This window comes from Enterobacter sp. BNK-16 (assembly GCF_048684955.1).
GTDB lineage: Bacteria > Pseudomonadota > Gammaproteobacteria > Enterobacterales > Enterobacteriaceae > Enterobacter > Enterobacter bugandensis.
The window spans coordinates 4135539-4157805 of record NZ_JBLQTQ010000001.1 but is presented as its reverse complement, the minus strand read 5'-3'; the positions used below and the strand labels follow the sequence as shown (position 1 = coordinate 4157805).

The 22267-nt window shown below is 55.2% G+C and carries 20 protein-coding genes and 2 pseudogenes; 10 read left to right on the top strand and 12 right to left on the bottom strand.

Annotation, left to right across the window (positions count from 1 at the left end):
* Positions 1-1509: an anion permease gene (locus ACMGGH_RS20075; protein ID WP_023325580.1), complete on the bottom strand. Its 1509-nt coding sequence runs from the start codon at positions 1507-1509 to the stop codon at positions 1-3.
* A gap of 610 nt (positions 1510-2119) precedes the next feature.
* On the opposite strand from ACMGGH_RS20075, the pseudogene ACMGGH_RS20070 reads away from it, so the two are divergent.
* Together ACMGGH_RS20070 and ACMGGH_RS20065 are read left to right on the top strand one after the other, a co-directional pair.
* A pseudogene (locus tag ACMGGH_RS20070) lies at positions 2120-4899 on the top strand (flavocytochrome c).
* 58 nt (positions 4900-4957) lie between these two features.
* Positions 4958-5920, top strand: coding sequence for an FAD:protein FMN transferase (locus ACMGGH_RS20065; protein ID WP_232948477.1), 963 nt, complete (start codon positions 4958-4960; stop codon positions 5918-5920).
* On the opposite strand, the gene dcuR is transcribed toward ACMGGH_RS20065, so the two are convergent.
* Both dcuR and ACMGGH_RS20055 read right to left on the bottom strand, forming a co-directional pair.
* Complete coding sequence (gene dcuR / locus ACMGGH_RS20060) at positions 5901-6620, bottom strand: two-component system response regulator DcuR (protein ID WP_063437815.1); 720 nt, start codon at positions 6618-6620, stop codon at positions 5901-5903. The genes ACMGGH_RS20065 and dcuR overlap by 20 nt on opposite strands.
* Positions 6617-8233, bottom strand: a complete 1617-nt coding sequence (locus ACMGGH_RS20055) for a sensor histidine kinase (RefSeq protein ID WP_069733051.1) — start codon at positions 8231-8233, stop codon at positions 6617-6619. Before ACMGGH_RS20055 ends, dcuR begins: the two co-directional genes overlap by 4 nt.
* A gap of 165 nt (positions 8234-8398) precedes the next feature.
* Between ACMGGH_RS20055 and ACMGGH_RS20050 the strand changes: the two genes are divergently transcribed.
* Positions 8399-9262, top strand: coding sequence for an N-acetylmuramic acid 6-phosphate etherase (locus ACMGGH_RS20050; RefSeq protein WP_232948478.1), 864 nt, complete (start codon positions 8399-8401; stop codon positions 9260-9262).
* A gap of 57 nt (positions 9263-9319) precedes the next feature.
* On the opposite strand, the gene ompC is transcribed toward ACMGGH_RS20050, so the two are convergent.
* Positions 9320-10486 carry a porin OmpC gene (ompC, locus tag ACMGGH_RS20045; RefSeq protein ID WP_047367847.1) on the bottom strand — a complete coding sequence of 389 codons (1167 nt, stop codon included), beginning with the start codon at positions 10484-10486 and terminating at the stop codon, positions 9320-9322.
* Positions 10487-10771: 285 nt separating this feature from the next.
* On the opposite strand from ompC, the gene ACMGGH_RS20040 reads away from it, so the two are divergent.
* The 3 genes from ACMGGH_RS20040 (at position 10772) to ACMGGH_RS20030 (ending at position 13422) form a co-directional block, all read left to right on the top strand.
* Positions 10772-11473 (top strand): phosphohydrolase, encoded by a 702-nt coding sequence (locus tag ACMGGH_RS20040; RefSeq protein WP_045260359.1) that lies wholly within the window; start codon positions 10772-10774, stop codon positions 11471-11473.
* A gap of 61 nt (positions 11474-11534) precedes the next feature.
* Positions 11535-12950 carry a DNA cytosine methyltransferase gene (locus ACMGGH_RS20035; protein WP_041909349.1) on the top strand — a complete coding sequence of 472 codons (1416 nt, stop codon included), beginning with the start codon at positions 11535-11537 and terminating at the stop codon, positions 12948-12950.
* The gene (locus ACMGGH_RS20030) at positions 12931-13422 is read left to right on the top strand and encodes a very short patch repair endonuclease (RefSeq protein ID WP_048959268.1); all 492 of its coding nucleotides are present in this window, start codon (positions 12931-12933) and stop codon (positions 13420-13422) included. The genes ACMGGH_RS20035 and ACMGGH_RS20030 overlap by 20 nt, the downstream gene beginning before the upstream one ends.
* Here ACMGGH_RS20030 and yedA read toward each other — a convergent pair.
* A complete protein-coding gene (yedA, locus tag ACMGGH_RS20025; protein WP_045260356.1) occupies positions 13394-14308 on the bottom strand; it encodes a drug/metabolite exporter YedA in 915 nt (304 codons plus the stop codon). The genes ACMGGH_RS20030 and yedA overlap by 29 nt on opposite strands.
* Before the next feature lie 175 nt (positions 14309-14483).
* Between yedA and ACMGGH_RS20020 the strand changes: the two genes are divergently transcribed.
* From ACMGGH_RS20020 to dgcQ, 3 genes are all read left to right on the top strand, one after another.
* A complete protein-coding gene (locus ACMGGH_RS20020) occupies positions 14484-15398 on the top strand; it encodes a DUF808 domain-containing protein (RefSeq protein ID WP_169804339.1) in 915 nt (304 codons plus the stop codon).
* A 78-nt stretch (positions 15399-15476) separates the two neighbouring features.
* The gene (locus tag ACMGGH_RS20015; protein WP_028013710.1) at positions 15477-15659 is read left to right on the top strand and encodes a YodC family protein; all 183 of its coding nucleotides are present in this window, start codon (positions 15477-15479) and stop codon (positions 15657-15659) included.
* A gap of 73 nt (positions 15660-15732) precedes the next feature.
* Entirely contained in the window at positions 15733-17433 is a 1701-nt protein-coding gene (dgcQ, locus tag ACMGGH_RS20010; protein ID WP_232948479.1) for a cellulose biosynthesis regulator diguanylate cyclase DgcQ, read from the top strand.
* On the opposite strand, the gene ACMGGH_RS20005 is transcribed toward dgcQ, so the two are convergent.
* Positions 17418-18218 (bottom strand): mannosyl-3-phosphoglycerate phosphatase-related protein, encoded by an 801-nt coding sequence (locus ACMGGH_RS20005; protein ID WP_048959259.1) that lies wholly within the window; start codon positions 18216-18218, stop codon positions 17418-17420. The genes dgcQ and ACMGGH_RS20005 overlap by 16 nt on opposite strands.
* A gap of 300 nt (positions 18219-18518) precedes the next feature.
* The gene (yodD, locus tag ACMGGH_RS20000) at positions 18519-18746 is read right to left on the bottom strand and encodes a YodD family peroxide/acid resistance protein (RefSeq protein WP_048959254.1); all 228 of its coding nucleotides are present in this window, start codon (positions 18744-18746) and stop codon (positions 18519-18521) included.
* 128 nt (positions 18747-18874) lie between these two features.
* Between yodD and dsrB the strand changes: the two genes are divergently transcribed.
* A complete protein-coding gene (dsrB, locus tag ACMGGH_RS19995) occupies positions 18875-19063 on the top strand; it encodes a protein DsrB (RefSeq protein WP_013097741.1) in 189 nt (62 codons plus the stop codon).
* Between the two features lie 102 nt (positions 19064-19165).
* On the opposite strand, the gene rcsA is transcribed toward dsrB, so the two are convergent.
* From rcsA to fliO, 5 genes and pseudogenes are all read right to left on the bottom strand, one after another.
* The gene (rcsA, locus tag ACMGGH_RS19990; RefSeq protein ID WP_013097740.1) at positions 19166-19789 is read right to left on the bottom strand and encodes a transcriptional regulator RcsA; all 624 of its coding nucleotides are present in this window, start codon (positions 19787-19789) and stop codon (positions 19166-19168) included.
* A gap of 287 nt (positions 19790-20076) precedes the next feature.
* Positions 20077-20869, bottom strand: a pseudogene (gene fliR, locus ACMGGH_RS19985) (flagellar biosynthetic protein FliR); the annotation flags it as partial.
* A gap of 7 nt (positions 20870-20876) precedes the next feature.
* Entirely contained in the window at positions 20877-21146 is a 270-nt protein-coding gene (fliQ, locus tag ACMGGH_RS19980) for a flagellar biosynthesis protein FliQ (RefSeq protein WP_008500315.1), read from the bottom strand.
* A 9-nt stretch (positions 21147-21155) separates the two neighbouring features.
* Entirely contained in the window at positions 21156-21893 is a 738-nt protein-coding gene (fliP, locus tag ACMGGH_RS19975; protein WP_008500316.1) for a flagellar type III secretion system pore protein FliP, read from the bottom strand.
* Entirely contained in the window at positions 21893-22267 is a 375-nt protein-coding gene (gene fliO / locus ACMGGH_RS19970) for a flagellar biosynthetic protein FliO (RefSeq protein WP_232948480.1), read from the bottom strand. The genes fliP and fliO overlap by 1 nt, the downstream gene beginning before the upstream one ends.

The following is a 22267-nucleotide window of genomic DNA, read 5'->3' as shown; positions in this document are numbered from 1 at the left end:
TCAGAACATCATGGACATCCACGGGTAGCCAATCAGCAGCAGGGCCGCCAGGAAGATGGCACCGAAGATGGTGCCGAGGCGCCAGTAGTCTTTGGTTGGCAGGTAGCCGCTACCGTAGTAAATCGGGCTTGGGCCAGTGCCGTACGGGGTGATAATCCCCATCACACCCAGCGAGGTCACCATCAGCAGAACGAACACTTCCATATTCATGCCCGGAATGGTGGAGGCGATGGTCAGCATCGCTGGCAGCAGCGCCGTGGTATGCGCGGTGGTGCTGGCAAACAGGTAGTGCAGCAGGTAGAACGCCAGCAGCAGGACGATGGTCGCCACGCCCGGAGAGATACCGCTCATCAGCAGGCCGCCTTCTTTACCTAACCAGCTGATAAAGCCGGTAGAGGAGAGGCCATCCGCCAGCGCCACCAGGGTGGCGAACCAGACGAAGGTGTTCCACGCCGCTTTGTTGCCGGTGATGTCGTTCCACTCCAGCACGCCGGTCCACAGCATCAGGCCGACGATAAGCAGGGCCGCCATCGCGGGTTCAATCCACGCGGCGGCGAAGATCCACATCAGCAGCGCGCAGCATACGAACACCAGCAGAAGGATCTCATTGCGCGACAGTTTGCCCAGTTTTTCCAGTTCACGGGTCGCCCACAGCGGCACTTCGTTGTTCACCTTCACTTCTGGCGGGTAGAACCAGTAGGCCAGCAGCGGCATGGTCAGGATCAGCAGGATGCCCAGCGGCAGGAAGGCGAGGAACCAGGTCCCCCAGGAGATGTCGATCCCAACCGTACTTTTCACCAGCGCCAGGGCCAGCAGGTTCGGCGCGAGGGCGGAGAGGAACATTGAGCTGGTGATACAGGCCGCGGTGATCGCCACCCACATCAGGTAAGAACCAATCTTACGCGCGCTTGGGTCGTTGGGTTTTGAACCGTACAGCGGCGGCAGGTTAGCGATGATCGGGTAGATGGTCCCACCGCTGCGCGCGGTATTGGACGGAGTGAACGGTGCCAGCAGCAGGTCCGCAAACGTAATCGCGTAACCGAGCGTCAGGCTGCGACGGCCAAGATACTTCACCAGAATCAGCGCCAGACGGCGGCCGAAGCGGGTTTTGTCGTAGCCCGCGGCAAACATAAAGGCACCGAAAATCAGCCAGACGGTGGAGTTACCAAACCCGCTCACTGCCCACTTAAAGGAGGCGCCCGCCAGCTTAAATTTTGGGTCAGCCAGCTGTTCAGGGCTGAACAGCACCCACTGGCTGCACAGGGCAATGGCGACGACGCCGGTCAGGCCGATCACCGCGCCCGGCAGGGGTTCGAAGATAAGACCGACGATCACGCCGACGAAGATGGCGAAGTAGTGCCATGCATAAGGAGGCAGTCCTTCCGGTACCGGAACAAACAGCAGCAGTACGGCGACGATGACGGGCAGTGCCATCATCAGCAGACGTTTTGCGTTTCCATTTGATGCCTGGTTCGCCACAGGGGGCGTTACAGCAGTTTTTGTATTCATAGTTTCACGTCTTAAGTTGTCAAAAATTCGGTCGCACTGAAAAGTCAAAATTGCTTTCTTAAGTTTCTTTGCTTTTTTTAGTTATTAAAGGTGCGTTTTTGTATTTTCAGTAATAGCGATTTAACGCTTTTTTGTGTGCGTTAAATTAAAAAATGATGATGTTTTTATATTGCGCTTTTAAATGCCATGACTATTGATCGAGATCAAAAAAACAGAATTGCAGCGTTATTTTTATGCTTTTATTAATAACCACTCTGGCGTATGTGGTTATTATCTTTGTTGCGGGTTTATTTTATCATTTCTGTAACAATTTGAATTTTTTATAATTCCTATTTAGTTGATTTTAAAGGGTGTTTTTGGTTTTTGGTGTAATGGTTTTACCATTTTTTATTTAACGTATTTTAAAATATTGTGAATGCCAGAATGACAATCGCTAACACCAATGTATTATTAGTGTTATCTCAGGGATTAAATAGTTTTTTAACTAACGTAATAACTTTAGAAACTAAAAAAATCATTATATTAATATCATGACATCGGCAAAAAACGACGAAATAAAAAATCAATCCGATAACGAATTCTCAATTTTTAAAAGTTTGGAGTTTCTATTATGAGCACTAACGAACGCATTCTTAGCCCCTTCACATTACCGAATGGCACTGAACTGAAAAACCGTTTGTTAATGGCCCCTATGACCACCTGTACCGGCTATTATGACGGCACCGTTACCAGCGAGCTGGTGGAGTACTATCGGGCCCGTTCCGGCAGCATTGGCACCATTATCGTGGAGTGCTGCTTCGTCGACGATCTCGGCCTCGCCTTCCCGGGCGCAATTGGTATTGATAACGACGAGAAAATCGCCGGGCTGGCGAAAATCGCCGAGGCCATTAAATCCAAAGGATCTAAGGCCCTGCTGCAGATCTACCACGGTGGTCGCATGGTCGACCCGAAACTGATCGGTGGCCGTACCCCGGTTGGCCCAAGCGCCGTGGCCGCGCCGCGTGATGGTGCCGCAACGCCGGTTGCCCTGACCGCCGAAGAAGTGGAAGGCATGATCGGCAAGTTTGGTGAAGCCGTGCGCCGCGCCATCCAGGCCGGTTTTGACGGTGTGGAAATCCACGGGGCGAACACCTACCTGATTCAGCAGTTCTACTCTCCAAACTCTAACCAGCGCGACGACGAGTGGGGCGGCAGCCGCGACAACCGCGCGAAGTTCCCGCTGGCGGTGCTGGACATCACCCACAAAATGGTGCGCCAGTACGCGGACGACGCGTTTATTATTGGCTACCGCTTCTCCCCTGAAGAGCTGGAAGTGCCGGGCATCCGCTTTGAAGACACCATGTACCTGCTGGAAAAACTGGCGGCGCGCGGCGTGGACTACCTGCACTTCTCCGTCGGCGCGACCCTGCGTCCGTCCATTGTCGACACCCAGGACCCGACGCCGCTGATCGAAAAATATTGCGCGATGCGTTCTGAAACGCTGGCGCAGGTTCCGGTGATGGGCGTAGGCGGCGTGGTGAATGCGTCAGACGTGAATGAAGCGCTGGACCACGGTTACGACCTGATTGCCGTTGGCCGCGCCACCATTGCCTACCCGGACTGGACCGACCGCATCGCGGCGGGTGAAAGCTTGAGCTGTTTATGGACAGCACCAAACGCGAGGAGCTGAGCATTCCTGAACCCCTGTGGCGCTTCTCGCTGGTGGAAGCGATGATCCGCGACATGAGCATGGGCGAATCGAAATTCAAACCGGGCATGTTCACCGAGAAGGTGCACGACGACGCGAACGAGCTGGTGATTAACGTCAGTCTGGAAACCGACCGCATTGCGGACATCGAGCTGGCCTCTGGCCCGAGCGATGACGTGGAGTTCGTCACCAGCTTTGAAGAGATCCGTACCCGCATTCTGGACGCCAATACCCCGCACGTGGATGCCATCACCGGTGCAACCAGCCAGAGTGAAGCGGTGAAGAAAGCGGTCTCTAAAGCGATGCTGAAATCCAGCAAAGCGCTGGCAGCGGAAGAGGGCGTTGACCCGAACGAAACCCGCAGCGTGGACGTGGTGGTGGTCGGTAGCGGTGGCGCCGGTCTGGCGGCGGCGATTCAGGCTCACGACGAAGGCGCGAGCGTGCTGATTGTTGAGAAGATGCCGACCATCGGCGGGAACACCATTAAAGCCTCTGCCGGTATGAATGCCGCCGAAACCCGCTTCCAGCGCGTGAAGGGCATTCAGGACAGCAAAGAGCTGTTCTACCAGGAAAGCCTGAAAGGCGGCGGCAACAAGAACAACCCTGAACTGCTGCGCCGCTTTGTCGAGAACGCGCCGCAGGCGATTGTGTGGCTGGCAACGCGCGGCATCATGCTGAACGACATCACCACCACCGGTGGGATGAGCATCGACCGTACTCACCGTCCAAAAGACGGCTCTGCGGTGGGGGGCTACCTGATCAGCGGCCTGGTGCGTAACGTCAACAAACGCAACATCGAGGTGATGCTGGATACCTCCGTCAGCGACATCCTCTTCGAAAACGGTGAAGTGACCGGCGTACGTCTGACCACTGAAGAGAACGAAACCGTCACCGTGGCAGCGAAAAGCGTGATCGTGGCGACGGGTGGCTTCAGCGCCAACAGCCAGATGGTCGTCAAATACCGTCCGGATCTGGAAGGGTTCGTCACCACCAACCACAAAGGGGCAACCGGCGGCGGTATCGCGCTGCTGGAGCGCATCGGGGCGGGCACCGTGGATATGGGCGAAATCCAAATTCACCCAACCGTTGAGCAGAACACCTCGTACCTGATTTCCGAATCCATCCGCGGGGGCGGGGCGATTCTGGTCAACCAGAAAGGGGAGCGCTTCTACAACGAAATGTCGACCCGCGATAAAGTCTCGGCGTCAATCATCGCGCTGCCGGAGAAATACGCGTACATCGTCTTTGATGAGCACGTACGCGCCAAAAACAAAGCTGCGGATGAGTACATCGCCAAGGGCTTCGTGACCAGCGCAAGCTCGCCAAAAGCGCTGGCGGAAGCGCTCGGTATGGATCACCACGCTTTCCTGGCGACCCTGGAACGTTACAACGGTTTCGTTGAAAAACAGCACGATGACGATTTTGGTCGTACCACCGCGCTGCGTGCGCCTATCAACGAAGGGCCTTTCTACGCTATTCAGATTGCGCCAGGCGTGCACCACACCATGGGCGGCGTGACCATCAACACCGAAACCTGCGTGCTGGACAGCAACCACAACGTACTGCCGGGGGCGTTTGCGGCGGGTGAAGTGGTCGGGGGGATCCACGGCGGCAACCGTATCGGCGGTAACGCGGTGGCGGATATCATTATTTTTGGTACCCTTGCAGGACATCAGGCGGCGATGCGCTCAAAAAGAACGTAAGGCTCCTGTCTCCCCGGCGGCACGGTGCCTGCCGGGGCTACATCTGAGGATACATGCAATGCCTGATAGCCATCACGTTTACAGCTACTCCGCCGTTCTGATGGGCTCGCCCATTCTCCTGAAGCTCTTCTCCCATGACGAAGCCCTCGCGTCCCGCGTTTTCCGCCTGATCAAACAGTACGAAGATCTCCTCACCGTTAACCGGGCGCATTCCCAGGTGATGGACATCAACCATGCGGCGGGCCAGCATCCGGTTGCCGTCAGTCGTCCGGTGTTTGAACTGATCCGCTGTGCCAAAGCGGCAAGCATGCTAAAAGACAGCGCGTTTAACCTGGCGATCGGCCCGCTGGTGAAGCGCTGGAAGATTGGCTTTCAGGGAGACAGCGTTCCGCCTGCCGATGACATTGCGTCCCTGCTGGCGATAACCCGGCCCGAGGAGGTCATCCTTGATGAGGCGCAGACCAGCGTGTTTCTGACCAGAGCGGGGATGGAGATTGATCTGGGTGCCATCGCCAAAGGCTATATCGCCGACCGGGTGCGGGACTACCTGCGCAAAGAGGGCGCTGAGCTGGGGCTGATCAACCTCGGCGGAAACATCCAGACGTTAGGCTCGCCGGAAGGGGGCTGGAGCGTGGGGCTAAAAAAACCGTTCGCCGGTGACGCGCTTATCGGTGCGATGACGGTGGAGAACCTCTCCGTGGTGACCTCGGGAACGTACGAGCGCTACTTCGAGCAGAACGGCAAGCGCTATCACCATATTCTCGATCCGCGCACCGGGTATCCGCTCGACAACGAGCTGGAGAGCGTCACTATCATTTCAAAAGACTCCATTGACGGCGACATCTGGACCACGCTGATGTACGGCATGGGGGTAGAAAAGGGCTGTGCCGCCCTGCGCGCGCGCCCCGATATTGAAGCTATCTTTGTGACCAAAACAAAAGAAGTGGTGATCTCCTCGATGCACCACTTCCGTTTTACCCTTATGGACGAGAGCTACCGCGTTATTGGCAGTACTGTTTGAGCAGCCCGATCTGTTCCGGCTGTAAGCGGTAGCGATACACCGGACGCCCGGTGGCGCCGTAGTGAATGCTGGTGAACAGAATGTTGATCTGCGCAAGCCAAATCAGGTACTTACGGCAGGAGACGCGGGAGATATTAACTGCGTTAGCCAGATCGTCGGTGGAAAATTCCGTCTCCGGGTGGTCATCAATCCACTGGCAAATCGTGCGCAGCGTTTGCGGCGTTAACCCCTTCGGCAATTTTTTAGTGTCCGCCAGCTCCGGCGCGCCGCCGTGGATCAGCCTGTCGACGTCCGCCTGCTCGTAATACTGGTGCGAGCCCATCAGGCTGTGCTTTGCCTTCCAGCCGTTCAGCGCCTCTTCAAAGCGCGGGAACTGGAACGGCTTTATCAGATAATCCACCACGCCGTAGTGGATGGAGGTCTGGATCGTGGCGGCATCGGCGGCCGAGGAGATCATAATCACATCAATCGGGCGGCCTGACGCGCGAATATCGGGCAGCAGATCCAGCCCATTATCCTGCTGCATGTAGACGTCCAGCAGCACCAGATCGACAGGCTGGCTGGGGTTATTGATAAAGGCCCTGGCCTGATTGAGCGTGGAGGCGACGCCGCAGCAGCTGAAGCCTTCAACACGGTTGACGTACAGACGGTTGAGGTCGGCTACCATGGCGTCATCATCGACAATTAATACATTTATCACGCGATATTCCTCTCGCTATCCCAGGGGATGTGAACAAAAAATTGGGTAAATACGCCAGGCTCAGACTCGACGGTAATATCGCCGCCCAGGTTCTGGATCTGCTGGCGAGCAAGGAACAGCCCAACGCCGCGGTTTTCACCTTTTGTTGAGAACCCCTTAGTAAAAATAGCCTCCAGCTGAGTGGGATCAATGCCGGGGCCGTCGTCGCTGACTTCGCAGCTGAGCCAGCCATTCTGATAATGCAGCAGCAGGCCAATCTCGCCTTCCTGCTGTCCTGCCATCGCGTCGAGCGCGTTTTCGATTAAGTTACCCAGCGCGGTGATCAGCACCGCAACCTGCTCTTCACTGGCGGTATCCGGTATCAGGCTTTCATCCGCCAGCGTCAGGGTGACGCCGGCCTCTTTCGCCCGGTTGATTTTACCCAGCAGGAACCCGGCAACGACCGGGGACTTTACCTTGCTCTGGATCGTGCCAATGTCCGTCTGGTAATTATGCGCCGTCTGGATGATGTACTCCTCCAGCTTGTCGTAACGCTTCATGTGCAGCAGGCCCAGGATCACATGCAGTTTATTCATAAACTCGTGCGTGTGGCTGCGCAGGGCGTCGACGTAGTTGACCATGCCATCGATACGCTGCATCAGCTGGCTGATTTCCGTTTTATCGCGGAAGGTGCTGATAGCACCGATCACCCGATTCTGGCTTTTGACCGGCACCATGTTGCAGAGCAGCAGTCGTCCGTTGCAGCTGATCTCCTGATCCTGACGCGCAACCCCGGTTTTCGATACCTCACGCAGGCTTGCCAGCAGCGGCTCGCTGGTGTTTTCGGTCTGCTTGCCGGAGGGAAGAAGTAATATCTCTCTGGCAGCGTGGTTAATCATCGTCACGCGGCCGTGAATGTCGACGGCCAGCACCCCTTCGCGAAGCGACTGCAGCATCGCCTGGCGCTGTTCGAACAGGGCGGAGATTTCATAGGGTTCGAGCCCGAAAAGAATGCGCTTCAGCACCCGTACCAGACCCCAAATCGCCATCGAACTCATAAAGATGCTGAACAAAATCGTCCAGAGCGCGTTGAGCCGCCCGCGGGCTATCTGGTCTTCCACCTTTTTGAGGGAGATCCCGACCACGACGACCCCGATCTGATCGTGCTGGCTGTCATAGACCGGCGTGAAAACGCGAAGCGCCTCGGCGAGGGCGCCGCGGTTAACCGAGACATTCTCTTTGCCTTCCAGCGCGGGTTCCAGATCGTTGCCGATAAAATGCAGGCCGATGAGCGCCTCGTTCGGGTGCGAGTAGCGAATCCCCCGCATGTCGGTCACCACGGTAAGTAGCAGATCGTTGCGTTGGGTGACGGCTTTGGCGATGGGCTGAATGATGTCGGCCTGCGGCGACTGCATCAGGCCGCGCTGGATCTCCGGGCTGTCGGCCAGCGTGCGGGCGATGCCCAGAGCGGTATCTTTTACATCATCGCGGGTCGCCCGGGTGATCTGCACGGAATAGAGCGCAAAAACTACCAGCAACACCGAGGCGATAATCGCGGACACCATCAACGTGACCAGCGTGTACAGTTTCATGGGGCGCTTGCGCGTCAGAGGGAAAGGCTGCAAATCGCTCATCAACACTCCGCGATGATTAAGAAAGGGAGTGATTATCGCTGATGATGGGCTTTTCTTAAAGCCATGTAAAAGCGTCGATTTACTCTTCTTTTCGTGACCCCACTCGCAGGTCATCTATATAAAACACTTTATAGTGTGTGGGTACTCATAATAAGGAGGCTGTTTATGAGCATTACGCTTACCGGTTCAGTCAAGGAAAGACGGCACGCCAGCACGATGAATATAGATAGATTGTCCACGCTGGACATGCTGAAGGTTATCCACGAGGAAGATGCACGCATTTCTGCTGCTATAACCCCCTGCTTAACGACAATCGCCCGCGCGGTGGATAACGCCGCCTCGGCGCTCAACCACGGCGGCCGTCTGGTGATTGTCGGCGCGGGCCCGTCAGGCTGCATCGCACAACAGGCTGCAGATGAGTATGCGCCGGGTAAAACGCCGGTAATTGCCGTGACGGCAGAAGAGGGGGATGGGAGCTACGAGCGCGGGGTGGCTGATCTGCAGGCCATTAAATTTGATGAGCACGATATGATGCTTGCCGTGACCGTCAGCGGAAAAACGCCGTGGGTCTGGGGGGCAATGCGACATGCGTGGTCGTTGGGAGCGCCGGTTGCGGTCATCACCGGTGATGCACAAAGTGAAGCAGCACAGCTGGCAAACATGGTAATTGCCCCAGAGCTTGGGGCTGATGTGGTTGCCGGGTATCGCAATACCAGGGCGGGGATCGCGCAAAAAATGATCCTCTCGATGATTACCACCGCGCTGGCCGTTCGCACCGGGCGCGTTTACAGCAACCTTCGCGTGGATCTTGAGGGAAGCAGTACCAAATGGGCCGAACGGCAGATCGCCATCGTGATGGAGGCGGGAGGATGCACCCGGGCGCAGGCAAAGGCCGCGCTGGAGAGCTGTAATCATCACTGTAAAACGGCGGTGTTGATGGTGCTGACAGGCCTTGATGCGTGGAAAGCCCATGAGCTGCTGGTGCAGAATAACGGGTTTATCCGCGTGGCGCTGCAGGAAGCGCCGTAAAATAGTGTCCCTTGAAACAAAAAAGCCCGCAAATGCGGGCTTTAGTATTTTCAGGGATCAGAACTGGTAGATCATGCCGATGCCAACAATGTCATCGGTTGCAATACCGTTGTCATTGTAGAAGGCGTCATCTTCGTCCAGCAGGTTGATTTTATAATCAACGTAGGTGGAGAAGTTCTTGTTGAAGTTGTAGGTCATGCCCAGGTCGATGTAGTTAACCAGATCCTGGTCTACATAGTCATAGCCATTGCGTGGGTGATAATCGTTACCGCCCAGATCGATGCCTTTGGAATAGACCCACGCCAGGGATGGACGCAGACCGAAGTCAAACTGGTATTGCGCTACGGCTTCAAAGTTCTGCGTTTTGTTGGCGATGCCGTCGCTGCCGTACGGCGTCATGTTGCGGGTTTCCGCGTACATCATCGCCAGGTAGACGCCTTGAGCATCATATTTTGCGCCAACGGTCCATGCGTCTGCACGGTCACCGCCTGCGTATTTGCTGAAGCGGTTATAGTTGCCCGCGCCATAAGCAACCTGATCGTTGGTACGGTCAGAGGAAGAATACGCCGCACCCAGCGTCAGGCCGAAGTCGAAGTCATAGGTGGTAGACATACCGAAGCCGTCGCCGTTCTGGAAGCGTACGTCGTCGTGACCGTTTTTGGTGCCTTCCTGATCTTCGTTAGCGTTTGCGCCTTCGTTAGCACCCTGATACTGCAGCGCGAAGTTCAGGCCATCAACCAGACCGAAGAAATCATTATTACGGTAGGTCGCAACACCGTTGGTACGGCCAACCATATAGTTGTCAGTCCAGGTGTAGGAATCGCCACCAAATACCGGCAGCATATCGGTCCAGGCTTCAACGTCATACACGACGCCGTAATTACGGCCATAATCAAATGAACCGTATTCGCCATATTTCAGGCCCGCATAGGCCAGACGGTTGAAAGAGGTATCCCCGGCGTCTTCGGTATCATTTGCGTAGGTTTTATATTCCCACTGACCGTAACCGACCAGATCGCGGGTAATCTGTGTTTCGCCTTTGAAACCAATCTGCACGTAGGTTTCGTCGCCGTCGTCGCCCGCGTTGTCGGAGAAGGTATGACGCGCGTCAACCTTGCCGTACAGGTCAACTTTATTGCCGTCTTTGTTATACATTTCAGCCGCGTTTGCCGCGCCAGCCATTAATAAAGCGGGTACAAGAATTGCCAGAACTTTTCTTTTCATTATATATTCCCTTTAAAGATAATTTATATGAATATATGTAATCACCCTCCGTAATTACGTGTTTGATACTATTCTATGGCTCGTGAATTTGGTTCAAAAATAAATGTAATTAAACCAGTGAAAATATTACAAAATATTTCCAAAAATCTCTTTATTTTTCAAATGAATTAATCGCTTGAAAGTATTGCGGGTAATTATTATTAAGTATTTCGGGGTTCTATTTTTTAATTTATTTTATTTAGCTATGTTATAATTCAGTGCCCATTTTCGTAACAGGAAAGGATGATGGAACTCATACAGTGGCAGCAGCGCTTTGAATCCTGGCTTGATGAACATCACGCGACCGATGACACCGCGCACGATATTTCACACTTCCGTCGCGTCTGGCTGACGGCACAGAAAATCATGGTTCATCACCACGTCGACCCGCTGACGATCCTGACCGCCTGCTATTTTCACGACATCGTTAGCCTGCCGAAAAATCATCCTGAACGCAGCCAGTCGTCGCGTCTGGCTGCGCGCAGAACGCGGGACATTCTGCACCGCGATTTCCCTGACTTCCCGTCCGATCGCTATGCCGCCGTGGAGCACGCCATCGAGGCGCACAGTTTCAGCGCCGGCCTGACGCCGTATACGATTGAGGCCAAAATTGTCCAGGATGCTGATCGTCTGGAGGCGCTGGGGGCGATTGGCCTGGCGCGCGTGTTTGCCGTGTCAGGCGCGCTGGGCGTACCGCTTTTTGACGCGGACGATCCGTTTGCCGACGCGCGCCCGCTTGATGACCGGGCGTTTGCGCTCGATCATTTTCAGACCAAGCTGCTGCGCTTGCCTGATACAATGCAAACCGACGTCGGGCGCGAGCTCGCGCAGCACAACGCCGATTTTCTGATTCAGTTTATGGCGAAACTCAGTGCCGAATTACAGGGCGACTGCATCGGGCTGGATAGCCAGATTCAACACCGCTTCCGTCGCAGTTTGCGAAAGTGAACTGTGGTAATCTGTTTCCAGTCTTTATTGCCCGGTTAAAAGAATGCAGGAAAATCGATCAGTGACAGAGCCCGCGCCTGAGCAGGCTGAGAAGTCAACGGCAACGGTGCAGGCATTACTGCGCCAGCTGCTGGATATTTATGACGCTAAAACGCTGGCAAACCAGCTGGTGGCGCACGGCGAAAGCCACTGGAGCCCGGCCATCCTTAAGCGACTGCTGACCAGCGATCGGGCAGGGCGCCGCCTGAGCGAAAGCGAGTTTCGTTATCTGCAAGACCTGCTTCCGCGTCCGTCTGCCGCGCACCCGAACTATGCCTTCCGCTTTATCGATCTGTTTGCCGGCATCGGTGGCATCCGGCACGGCTTTGAAGCTATCGGCGGTCAGTGCGTGTTTACCAGCGAGTGGAACAAACATGCGGTACGCACTTATAAAGCGAACTGGTACTGCGATCCGCATGAACATCATTTCAACGCCGATATCCGCGACGTTACCCTGAGCCATAAAAGCGGCGTCACGGATGAACAAGCCGCCGAGCACATTCGCCAGACGATTCCGGCGCATGACGTGCTGCTGGCGGGCTTCCCGTGTCAGCCTTTCTCGCTGGCCGGCGTCTCCAAAAAGAATGCCCTCGGGCGTGCCCACGGTTTTGCCTGCGATACGCAGGGAACGCTGTTTTTCGATGTGGCCCGAATCATTGACGCCCGTCGCCCGGCCATATTCGTGCTGGAAAACGTCAAGAACTTAAAGAGCCATGACGGTGGAAAGACCTTCCGCATTATCATGCAGACGCTGGACGAGCTGGGCTATGACGTGGCGGATTCCGAGGACATGGGCGCGGATGACCCGAAAATTATCGACGGGAAACACTTCCTGCCCCAGCATCGCGAACGCATTGTGCTCGTCGGTTTCCGCCGCGATCTCAATCTGAAGGGGGATTTCACCCTGCGGGATATTCCCTCCTTATACCCCGAGCGTCGTCCAACGATTGCCGACCTGCTGGAGCCGGTGGTCGACGCGAAATTTATCCTTACCCCGATCCTGTGGAAATACCTCTACCGCTATGCCAAAAAGCATCAGGCCAAAGGCAACGGCTTCGGGTTTGGCATGGTGAACCCAAACGATCCGCACAGCGTGACCCGCACGCTGTCCGCTCGCTACTACAAAGACGGCGCGGAAATCCTGATCGACAGAGGCTGGGATAAAGCGCTGGGCGAGAAAGATTTCGACGATCCGCAAAACCAGCGTCACCGTCCGCGGCGCCTCACGCCGCGGGAGTGCGCACGGCTGATGGGCTTTGAAACGCCACAGGGCTACCGTTTCCGCATTCCGGTTTCGGACACTCAGGCTTACCGTCAGTTTGGTAACTCGGTGGTGGTGCCCGCGTTCGCGGCGGTGGCAAAACTGCTGGCCCCGCGCATCAGACAGGCGGTGGCGCTCCGCCAGGGTGAGGCCGTCAATGACGGACGTTCACGATAAGGCCACGCGCAGCAAAAACATGCGTGCCATCGGCACGCGTGACACCGCGATAGAAAAGCGTCTGGCCGGGCTGCTGACACAGGCGGGCTTCGACTTTCGCGTGCAGGATCCCGCACTTGCGGGTCGCCCGGATTTCGTCATTGACGCGTATCGGTGCATTATCTTCACCCACGGCTGTTTCTGGCATCATCACGACTGCTACCTGTTTAAAGTCCCGGCGACGCGCACCGATTTCTGGCTGGAGAAGATTGGCAAGAACGTTGAGCGCGACGCGCGGGATCTCGCCACGCTTGTCGCGCAGGGCTGGAGAGTGCTGATCGTCTGGGAATGTGCGCTGAAAGGGCGGTTAAAGCTGAACGATGCCGATCTGAGCGAACGGCTGGAAGAGTGGATCTGCGGCGGCGGCCAGGCCGCGCAGATCGACACGCAGGGGATCCACGCGCTTACGGTTTCTCCACCTCGCAAGGCGTAACCACGGGCTTTGCCGGCAGCAAATATTTGCCTAAGGTCACCAGCACGACGGCAAAAACAATCACCCCTAAAGCTAACCACTCAACCGGAGAGAGCGTTTCACCGCCAAGCCCGGTGCCGAGCAGCACGGCCACGACCGGGTTGACGTAGGCATAGCTGGTGGCAACCGCCGGTGAGACGTTACGGATCAGGAACATATAGGCGTTGATGGCGATGATTGAGCCAAACAGCGCCAGATAGCCTACCGCCAGGAAGCCCGACAACGGCGGCAGGGTAGTCAGCTCCTCTCCCGTCAGGGCTGAGGCCAGCAGCAGCACAATCCCAGCCGCAAGCATCTCTATTGCCCCCGCCATCATGCCGGTCGGCAGTTCGATACGCGAACCGTATACGGAACCAAACGCCCAGCTCATCGAGCCGATAAGGATAATCACTGCGCCCCACGGATTCCCGCTCAGGTTACCGCCGCTGTTAAGCAGAATGATGCCGGCAAGGCCGATGCCAATCCCCAGCCACTCCAGCTTGCGGGTGCGGATGCCGAAAAGGCGGCTGAAGCAGAGGGTAAACAGCGGTACGGTGGCAACGACCACGGCGGCGATCCCTGACGGTACGTTCTGGTGCTCGGCAATGGTCACAAAGCCATTACCGACCGCCAGCAGCAGCAGGCCTATCAGGGCGGCGTTCAGCATTGGGCGGAACGGTGGAAGCTTATGCCCGCGCAGCAGCAGGAAGGCCAGCAGCAGCACACCCGCCGAGAGGAAGCGAATGCCCGCCATCATCAGCGGCGGCCAGCTTTCCACGCCGATGCGAATGACAAAATAGGTGGAACCCCAGATGATATACAGCGAAAAAAGTGCCCCGATAAGCGGAAGCAGTTGCCGGAAACGCATAATCCCTCACGACGAAATAAAAAGGTCGCTGATAGTAAACGCGAAAACTATCGCGCTGGCGAGCCCTTTAATTGTGTTGTTGATGTGAATTTTTTGTTGACGAAAGCTGCCTGTTTCCGCGATTGCGCTTTTGCTCCATACTATTCACTTAATTACCAAAAAAAGAAGGATCACCATTTTGGCAGGAAGTAGCTTATTAACATTGCTGGATGATATTGCCACCTTACTGGATGATATTTCCGTGATGGGGAAACTGGCGGCGAAGAAAACCGCAGGGGTGCTGGGGGACGATCTCTCGCTTAACGCCCAACAGGTGAGCGGGGTACGGGCTAACCGTGAGCTGCCGGTGGTGTGGGGCGTGGCAAAAGGCTCGTTTCTGAACAAAGTGATCCTGGTGCCGCTGGCGCTGCTGATTAGCGCATTCATCCCCTGGGCCATCACGCCGCTACTGATGATTGGCGGGGCATTCTTGTGCTTCGAAGGCGTGGAGAAGGTCCTGCACTCTTTGAGCTCGCGCAAGCAGAAGGATACCCCGGAGGCGCGCCAGCAGCGCCTTGAAGCGCTTGCCGCGCAGGATCCGAAAGTTTTCGAGCGCGATAAAATCAAAGGCGCCATTCGCACCGACTTTATTCTGTCGGCTGAAATTGTCGCCATTACGCTGGGCATTGTCTCCGATGCGCCGCTGCTGAATCAGGTGTTGATCCTCTCCGGGATCGCCATTCTGGTCACGGTGGGCGTTTACGGCCTGGTCGGGCTGATCGTGAAGCTGGATGATATCGGCTACTGGCTGGAGGAGAAATCCAGCGCGGTGGCTAAAGGCATCGGCAAAGGCTTACTGACGCTGGCGCCGTGGCTGATGAAGAGCTTGTCCGTGGTGGGGACCCTGGCGATGTTCCTCGTGGGCGGCGGCATTGTGGTCCACGGCATAGCGCCGCTGCACCATGCCATCGAACATTTCGCCTCGGCGCAGGGGAGTGTGGTGGCAGCGATTCTGCCCACGCTGCTTAATCTGGTACTGGGCTTTATCGTTGGCGCTATCGTGGTGGCGGCGGTGAAACTGATCGAAAAAATGCGCGGTACGGCGCACTAATTGTTACCCGTCGCAGGGTGCAAAAAGACCATTCCTCGTCTAAATTGAAACAGTTTCACCCTGATACAGGAGGCAGGTATGGTCTTTTTGGTCAGTGATGAAGTTAAGCCTAAGAAGGGCGGCCCGCGCATGATTGTCACCGGGTATTCCAGCGGAATGGTGGAATGTCGGTGGCATGATGGCTACAGCATTAAGCAGGAAGCCTTTCGTGAAGATGAGCTTCAGCCGGGTGACGGCCAGCGCAAGCACGATCAGGCTTAATCACATAACGCCCGGCTTTGCCGGGCGTTTTTAACTGAAGTACCGGGTGTAAGGCAGTAATCAGGGAGTGTGTGTGCAGCGCGATACCTTTGTTGTAAGACGATCTTTTCTGCAATGGCTGCATAAGCGTAGCAATCCGGGTTTGATTGTTAACCTCTGTTTTATCACTGTTCTGGTATTTTCAACCCTCCTGACCTGGCGTGAAGTGGTGGTCCTCGAAGAGGCGTATATCTCCAGCCAGCGCAACCACCTGGAAACCGTGGCCAGCTCGCTGGACAGGCAGCTGCAGTACAGCGTGGATAAAATGCTGTTATTTCGCCAGAGCATGCGCGATGCGCTACAGACGCCGCTGGCCTTCAATGTTTTGCACGATGCAGTATCGCACTTTAACGCATTACGCATGCGTCCCACCTGGCAGCTCCTCGTTGATAGAAATCGCACACTTCCGATTAACGGCGTCTCGGATGCGTTTGTTGAAAAAACGTCGATTCTGAACCGGGACGCTGAACGCATCAGCAATGAAATTTCAGCCGCGCTTGAGGTGGGTTATCTGCTCAGGCTGGCGACGTCGAGCAGGCATAGTGAATCGCGGGTGATCTACGTTTCACGCGCCGGGTTTTATCTTTCGACGGACACGCTAACAGAGGCGAGCGATATTATCCCCCGCTATTATCACCTGGTCACGCAGTCCTGGTTTACCCAGCAATCGGAACGTAACAATCGCTCCCGCGCGGTGCGCTGGTTTATCTCCACGCCGTCATCCTGGACCGGTGACGAGCGAACGATCACTTCCAGCGTCCCCATTTATTTCAATCACTACTGGTATGGCGTGGTGGCGATGGATTTCTCGCTGAATACGATGCAACGCCTGCTGGCAGAGGCGACGGACGACCGTACGGAGGGGGAGTATCAGCTGTACGACTCCCGGCTCAATATGATTGCCTCCTCTGAAAAGACAGATAAACAGGTGAACCATTTCGATGAACGCGAACTCGCGCAGATAGCGCAGGCGATCGAGCACGATACTGGTGGTGGCATCCGCCTCGGCAGCCGTTTCATTAGCTGGCAGCGGCTCGATCATTTTGATGGCCTGGTTTTGCGTGTCCATACTCTGCAGGAAGGGGTAAAGGGCGACTTCGGCAGCATCAGTATCGTACTGGCATTACTGTGGGCGCTCTTTACCGCGATGCTGCTGATTTCGTGGCTGGTGATCCGCCGGATGGTCAGCAATATGTATACGCTGCAGCACTCGCTCAAGTGGCAGGCCTGGCACGACCCGCTAACCCGCCTGAATAATCGCGGCGCGCTGTTCGAACGCGCGAAACTGCTGGCGAAGAAGTGTCATCAACAGTCGTTGCCGTTCTCGGTCATTCAGTTAGACCTCGACCATTTTAAAAGCGTCAACGATCGATTCGGTCACCAGGCCGGTGATAAGGTGCTTTCCCACTCGGCAGGGCTAATTTCCAGCGCATTGCGTAAAAACGACGTGGCAGGACGCGTGGGCGGGGAAGAGTTTTGTATCGTCCTGCCGGGGCTCGGTCTTGAGGAGGCGAGAGGCGTCGCGGAGCGTATTCGCTGCCGAATCAACAGCAAGGAGATTCTGGTGAAGAAGAGTACGACCCTGCGCATCAGCGCGTCACTCGGCGTCAGCAGCGCCCGGGAAAACGAAAATTACGATTTCGAACAGCTGCAGTCCGTGGCGGATGCCCGGTTATATAAAGCTAAACAGGACGGACGTAACCGGGTTGTCTGGCACGATCATGACAAAAAGTGATCCAGCCCCTCCTGCCAGCCGAGCGGTCCCGCCTGCCGGGTGTGATAAACCCGACGGGGGTTATCGTCCCGTAACGTAATACCCTGCCGGTTTATCCCCTTAATCACCACCGCGAAGTCCACGATGTCCAGCAGCGGCGCGTCGTTCGGCCCATCGCCGAGCCCCAGGGTCGTGGGTTCAATATTTTCCCGTTCACGGTACTGCGCGATTAGCCAGTTAGCCGCAATGTCCTTACCGCAGCCGGCATCGAGAATATGCCAGAAACGGGCACCCTGCAGGCATTTCAGCCCGTGTTGCGCCAGCGCCGCTTCAAACCGGGCCATGGCTTCGTCGGAATCACGCCAGATGAGCGTGACGGAGGCGTCATGCTTGCGGGCAAGCACCGCGCGGTATCGGGTCATCCCCGTCCATTCGCTAATGACGCGGTCGTCCACGTCGTCAAAGGTGGTGAATTTGAAGCCCGCCTGCTGGCGGATTTGCTCAATAAGCGGACGAATCTCCCGGTGCGTCATACCGTTGATGTGGCGCTGACCCATTTCCCAGCGCACGTCAGGCTGAATCACCGCGCCGTTCTCAGCGATAAACGGTAACCCTTCCAGACCCAGATCCTGCTGAATATCCAGCATCTCTGCCGCGCTCTTGCTGCTGCAAAGAATCACCGGCACCTGGTTGTCCTGCAGTTTATCCAGCCACGGCATTGCGGGCTGCCACTCATAGGTATGAATATCCAGCAGCGATCCATCCAGATCGGAAAAAATCAGCAGGGGACCCCGGAGTGAAAGCATAGTAACTCCCGAAAACGAATGAGCCTTAATCTAAGAATATTCCTAAAAAATATCTGGGCTTAAACCGGATTGAGGAGAACCGATCCAGCCAAACCCGCATTCGGCGCATGTTGTTGCTCATAACCAAAACGATTATGTTAAAAATATTATATTCATCGTAAGAATATATGCTTGTCATGCAAAATCGTTGGGGATAGTGTTGTTTGTACATCAGATTTCCTGGTGTAACGAATTTTCAAGTGCTTCTTGCATAAGCAAGTTTTGATCCCGGCCATCCCCATGACCGGGATTTTTTTCGTGCTAACGATTTGCTTCAGACACGCTAAAGTCATGAATATCCAGCTCGAAGGCCTCCGCCAGCTCGCGGTAGGTGTGATAATCCCTCCCGTTAACAATGACGTGGTCCGAACCATCGTCCGTGCGGCGGACCTCTGACTCACTGATCTCATTGATGGCGGCCAGCAGGGCATCGACATCCACCTCGACCTCGCGTTTGATGGTGTCGCTGTACTCTTTATCGGTCTTCATTACGGGGCTCCTCATTAAACCGTGTCCACGGTAAGTATAGACTGTGTATAAAAACGCCATTCACGCCGTGCGGCGATGTGTGTTTTTGCGTTTTGTTCTACACTGGCTCAAAACCAGAGGAGGAATGTATGAAGGTCAACGATCGGGTAACCGTTAAAACGGACGGTGGGCCGCGCCGCCCGGGGGTGGTGTTGGCAATTGAAGAGTTTAGTGAAGGCACAATGTACCTGGTCTCACTGGAAGACTACCCGCTCGGCATCTGGTTTTTTAACGAACTGGGGCATCCGGACGGCATTTTTGTTGAGAAAGCGGAGTAGTACGGCGTCGGGTGGCATTGCGCGTGCCCGACCACGTCCGCAAAAGCAAAAATCTCTGGCCAGGCCAGAGATCAAAGGTAGGGTGCAAAGGGGTTTAAGCCACTAACGCATGTTGACGAAAATCCCGTTCGTCACATTATCGGTCAGACGTACCACGTGATAGATCACTTGCTTATTATGCGTTTTAATTTTCCTTTTAATATTTCCTTTGTGTGACGAAACGGTTTTCGCTTTAATATTCATCTGGTCGGAGATCTGAATAGTTCCTTGTCCAGCCATCCACATTCGCAGCATACTTGATTCAGTCCTGCTTAATGAAAGGGTGGGTAAGTTAACCGCTCCTACATTTTTAACTTCTTTATTCAAATAATCACCCAGAATGTCATCCAGCGACTCGGGTTTAATCGACTTAGAACTGATCAATAAATTTTTACGGACCAACAAATACTCATCGAAATGGATATTCGCGATCGCCATAAAAACAATAAACAGGGTTTTTGGATGCTGATTAATGATTTGCTTAATGTGCTGACTGTTGGCTGGATCGTGAATGAAACAGTCCTCATTAATAAACACCACGCCTGGTTTGAGTTCGTCACAAGCGGCTGCGAGTTCTTCAACGGTGTGTGCATCGTTGATGTCTCTCTTTCTTACCCCTCTGCTTGCCAGGTACCCGGTTAACCCTAGCCGGGTGTAGCTGCATAAATCCATAATGATCGTTGACATGGCATACCCTCACTCAATGCGTAACGATAATTCACCATCTGCCTGAGAGCTCAAAACAGCCATACGGGATGGAAAAAAATAATAAACCTGTGAGCATGACAAAGACTTTCAGGCGGACTCACTATCCCGTAAAGTTACGTATAATTTGCCAGGAATCTTCTTAAAGTAAAGTAAATATTAAGTATTGTGAGGTGGTTAGAAACATTTAAACCGCGTCAGATATATCCTGGAAGATGTTTTTCGCGTTTTATTTTAGGAATATCCTCAGAAAGACAATAGCGACCGTGAGGACTATTATTTACGTGGCAATTCGCTGACAATATCCGCTAACAGATTGAATATCTCGCCGAATAAATGTTCACAGAAGGGGGCGATAAGTGGCATCAGTAATGACATTAATAAAATTCCGACCGTCAACGTTAGCGGAAAACCAATCACAAACACCGAGAGCTGCGGAGCCATTCTGTTCAGCAAGCCTAATGCCAGGTTGACGGTGAGCAGCAGTGTGATGATCGGCAGAGCCAGCATCAGACCGTTGAGGAAGATCAGCCCCGCCGCGCGGGTCAGCGCGAGGAAGGCATTGCTGTTGACCGGGTTATCACCGATCGGCAGCGTATGGAAAGTATCCACCAGCATGGAGATGAGCCACAGATGACCGTTGAGCGACAGAAACAGCAGCATGGCGAGCAGATCGATGATGCGCGCCAGCACTGGCATGTTGAGATGGCTGCCGGGATCGACAAACGTGGCGAACGATAGCCCCATTTGCAGGCCAATCAACTCACCGGCCGTGCGCACGGCGGCGAAGGCGAGCTGCATGGTAAAGCCCACGGCGACGCCAATCATCACCTGCTGTAAAGCGACCCATACCGCGTTAGCCGAGAAGATAGGAATATCCACGGGTGGCAGGGAAGGGGCGACGATAATGGTGATGATAATGCCCAGCCCCACCTTAACGCGCTTGGGGATCGATTTCTCGCTGAGAATGGGGGCGGTGGAGATCAGCGCCAGAATGCGCAGCATCGGCCAGAAGTAGACGCCGAGCCACTGAACCCACTGGTCGCTGGTGAAGTGCAGCATCGTCAGGTCAGCCGATGATGTACGGCAGATTGGTAAACAGGTTGCGCATATAGTCCAGCAGCAGGTTCAGCATCCACGGTCCGGCCACGATAATCGCCACGAACACGGCGATGATTTTCGGGATGAACGACAGCGTCATTTCGTTAATCTGCGTGGCGGCCTGCAGAATACTGATAATCAGACCGGTAACCAGCGCGACAAGCAGCAGCGGAGCGGCAACGGCAATGGCGATTTTCATCGCCTCCGTGCCCATCATCATGACCGATTCGGGTGTCATTACCGTTCCTTAACTGTAGAAACTCTGCGCCAGCGAGCTGACCAGCAGCTGCCAGCCGTCGACCAGCACAAAGAGCATGATCTTAAAGGGCAGTGCGATGGTCGCGGGCGGCACCATCATCATCCCGAGCGCCATCAGGACGCTGGCGATCACCAGGTCGATAATCAGGAACGGAATAAAGATGGTAAAGCCGATCTGAAACGCGGTTTTCAGCTCGCTGGTGACATAGGCGGGCAGCAGAATACGCATGGGTACCGCTTCCGGTCCCTGCAGCTCGCCGGTGTTGGACAGGCGGGCAAAGAGGGCCAGATCCGCTTCGCGCGTCTGGCGCAGCATAAATTCCCGCAGCGGCTGCGCGCCTTTATCCAGCGCTTCCTGCATGGAGATTTTATCTTCGCTGAACGGCTGGTAGGCATCGGTGTAAATCTTATCGATCACCGGCGACATAATGAAAAAGGTCAAAAACAGCGCCAGTCCGAGCAGAACCTGGTTTGGCGGAGCGGAAGGGGTGCCGAGCGCGTTTCGCAGCAGACCAAAAACGATGATGATGCGGGTGAAGCTGGTCATCATCAGCAGGATAGCCGGAATAAACGTCAGCGAGGTGATGAACACCAGCGTCTGCACCGGAAGCGACCAGCTTTGGCCGCCGCCTGCGAGAGGGGTTGACACCAGACCGGGCAGTTGCGCATAGACCGCGGGAGCAAACAGGCCAACGCCCGCAAGCGTCAGGGATAACAAACGGCGCATCAGGATCTCCCGGAACGCTTAAGCAAACTCTTCATCACGGACTGGAAATCCGCAGGGGCCTCTGCACGCTCGTCCACCACAGCAGGGGCGGGCGGCAGCTTATGTAATACGTTGATGTTTGAGCCGGTTACGCCCAGAACCAGACGCGCATCTTCCACATCGACGATGACCACGCGTTCGCGCGGCCCAAGCGTCGTGCTGGCGCTGACCTTCAGCCCGCGGGGGCCGGCAGTTTTACCCGCCAGGCCAAAACGCTTTGCCAGCCAGGCGGCGATAAGAATAAAGGCAATAATACCGAACAACGCCCCGCTCACCTGGAGCAGCGGGGAGCCGGGAACGGCGGAAGGCTGTGATATTGTTGCCTGGGTTTTCAT

Coding starts and splice junctions, on each gene's coding strand:
- ompC (WP_047367847.1), bottom strand. CDS start 10,486: ATGAAAAGAAAAGTTCTGGCAATTCTTGTACCCGCTTTATTAATGGCT.
- ACMGGH_RS20030 (WP_048959268.1), top strand. CDS start 12,931: ATGACGGACGTTCACGATAAGGCCACGCGCAGCAAAAACATGCGTGCC.
- yedA (WP_045260356.1), bottom strand. CDS start 14,308: ATGCGTTTCCGGCAACTGCTTCCGCTTATCGGGGCACTTTTTTCGCTG.
- ACMGGH_RS20075 (WP_023325580.1), bottom strand. CDS start 1,509: ATGAATACAAAAACTGCTGTAACGCCCCCTGTGGCGAACCAGGCATCA.
- ACMGGH_RS20050 (WP_232948478.1), top strand. CDS start 8,399: ATGAGCATTACGCTTACCGGTTCAGTCAAGGAAAGACGGCACGCCAGC.
- ACMGGH_RS20055 (WP_069733051.1), bottom strand. CDS start 8,233: ATGAGCGATTTGCAGCCTTTCCCTCTGACGCGCAAGCGCCCCATGAAA.
- ACMGGH_RS20065 (WP_232948477.1), top strand. CDS start 4,958: ATGCCTGATAGCCATCACGTTTACAGCTACTCCGCCGTTCTGATGGGC.
- fliP (WP_008500316.1), bottom strand. CDS start 21,893: ATGCGCCGTTTGTTATCCCTGACGCTTGCGGGCGTTGGCCTGTTTGCT.
- fliQ (WP_008500315.1), bottom strand. CDS start 21,146: ATGACACCCGAATCGGTCATGATGATGGGCACGGAGGCGATGAAAATC.
- ACMGGH_RS20040 (WP_045260359.1), top strand. CDS start 10,772: ATGGAACTCATACAGTGGCAGCAGCGCTTTGAATCCTGGCTTGATGAA.
- fliO (WP_232948480.1), bottom strand. CDS start 22,267: ATGAAAACCCAGGCAACAATATCACAGCCTTCCGCCGTTCCCGGCTCC.
- ACMGGH_RS20005 (WP_048959259.1), bottom strand. CDS start 18,218: ATGCTTTCACTCCGGGGTCCCCTGCTGATTTTTTCCGATCTGGATGGA.
- yodD (WP_048959254.1), bottom strand. CDS start 18,746: ATGAAGACCGATAAAGAGTACAGCGACACCATCAAACGCGAGGTCGAG.
- ACMGGH_RS20015 (WP_028013710.1), top strand. CDS start 15,477: ATGGTCTTTTTGGTCAGTGATGAAGTTAAGCCTAAGAAGGGCGGCCCG.
- dsrB (WP_013097741.1), top strand. CDS start 18,875: ATGAAGGTCAACGATCGGGTAACCGTTAAAACGGACGGTGGGCCGCGC.
- rcsA (WP_013097740.1), bottom strand. CDS start 19,789: ATGTCAACGATCATTATGGATTTATGCAGCTACACCCGGCTAGGGTTA.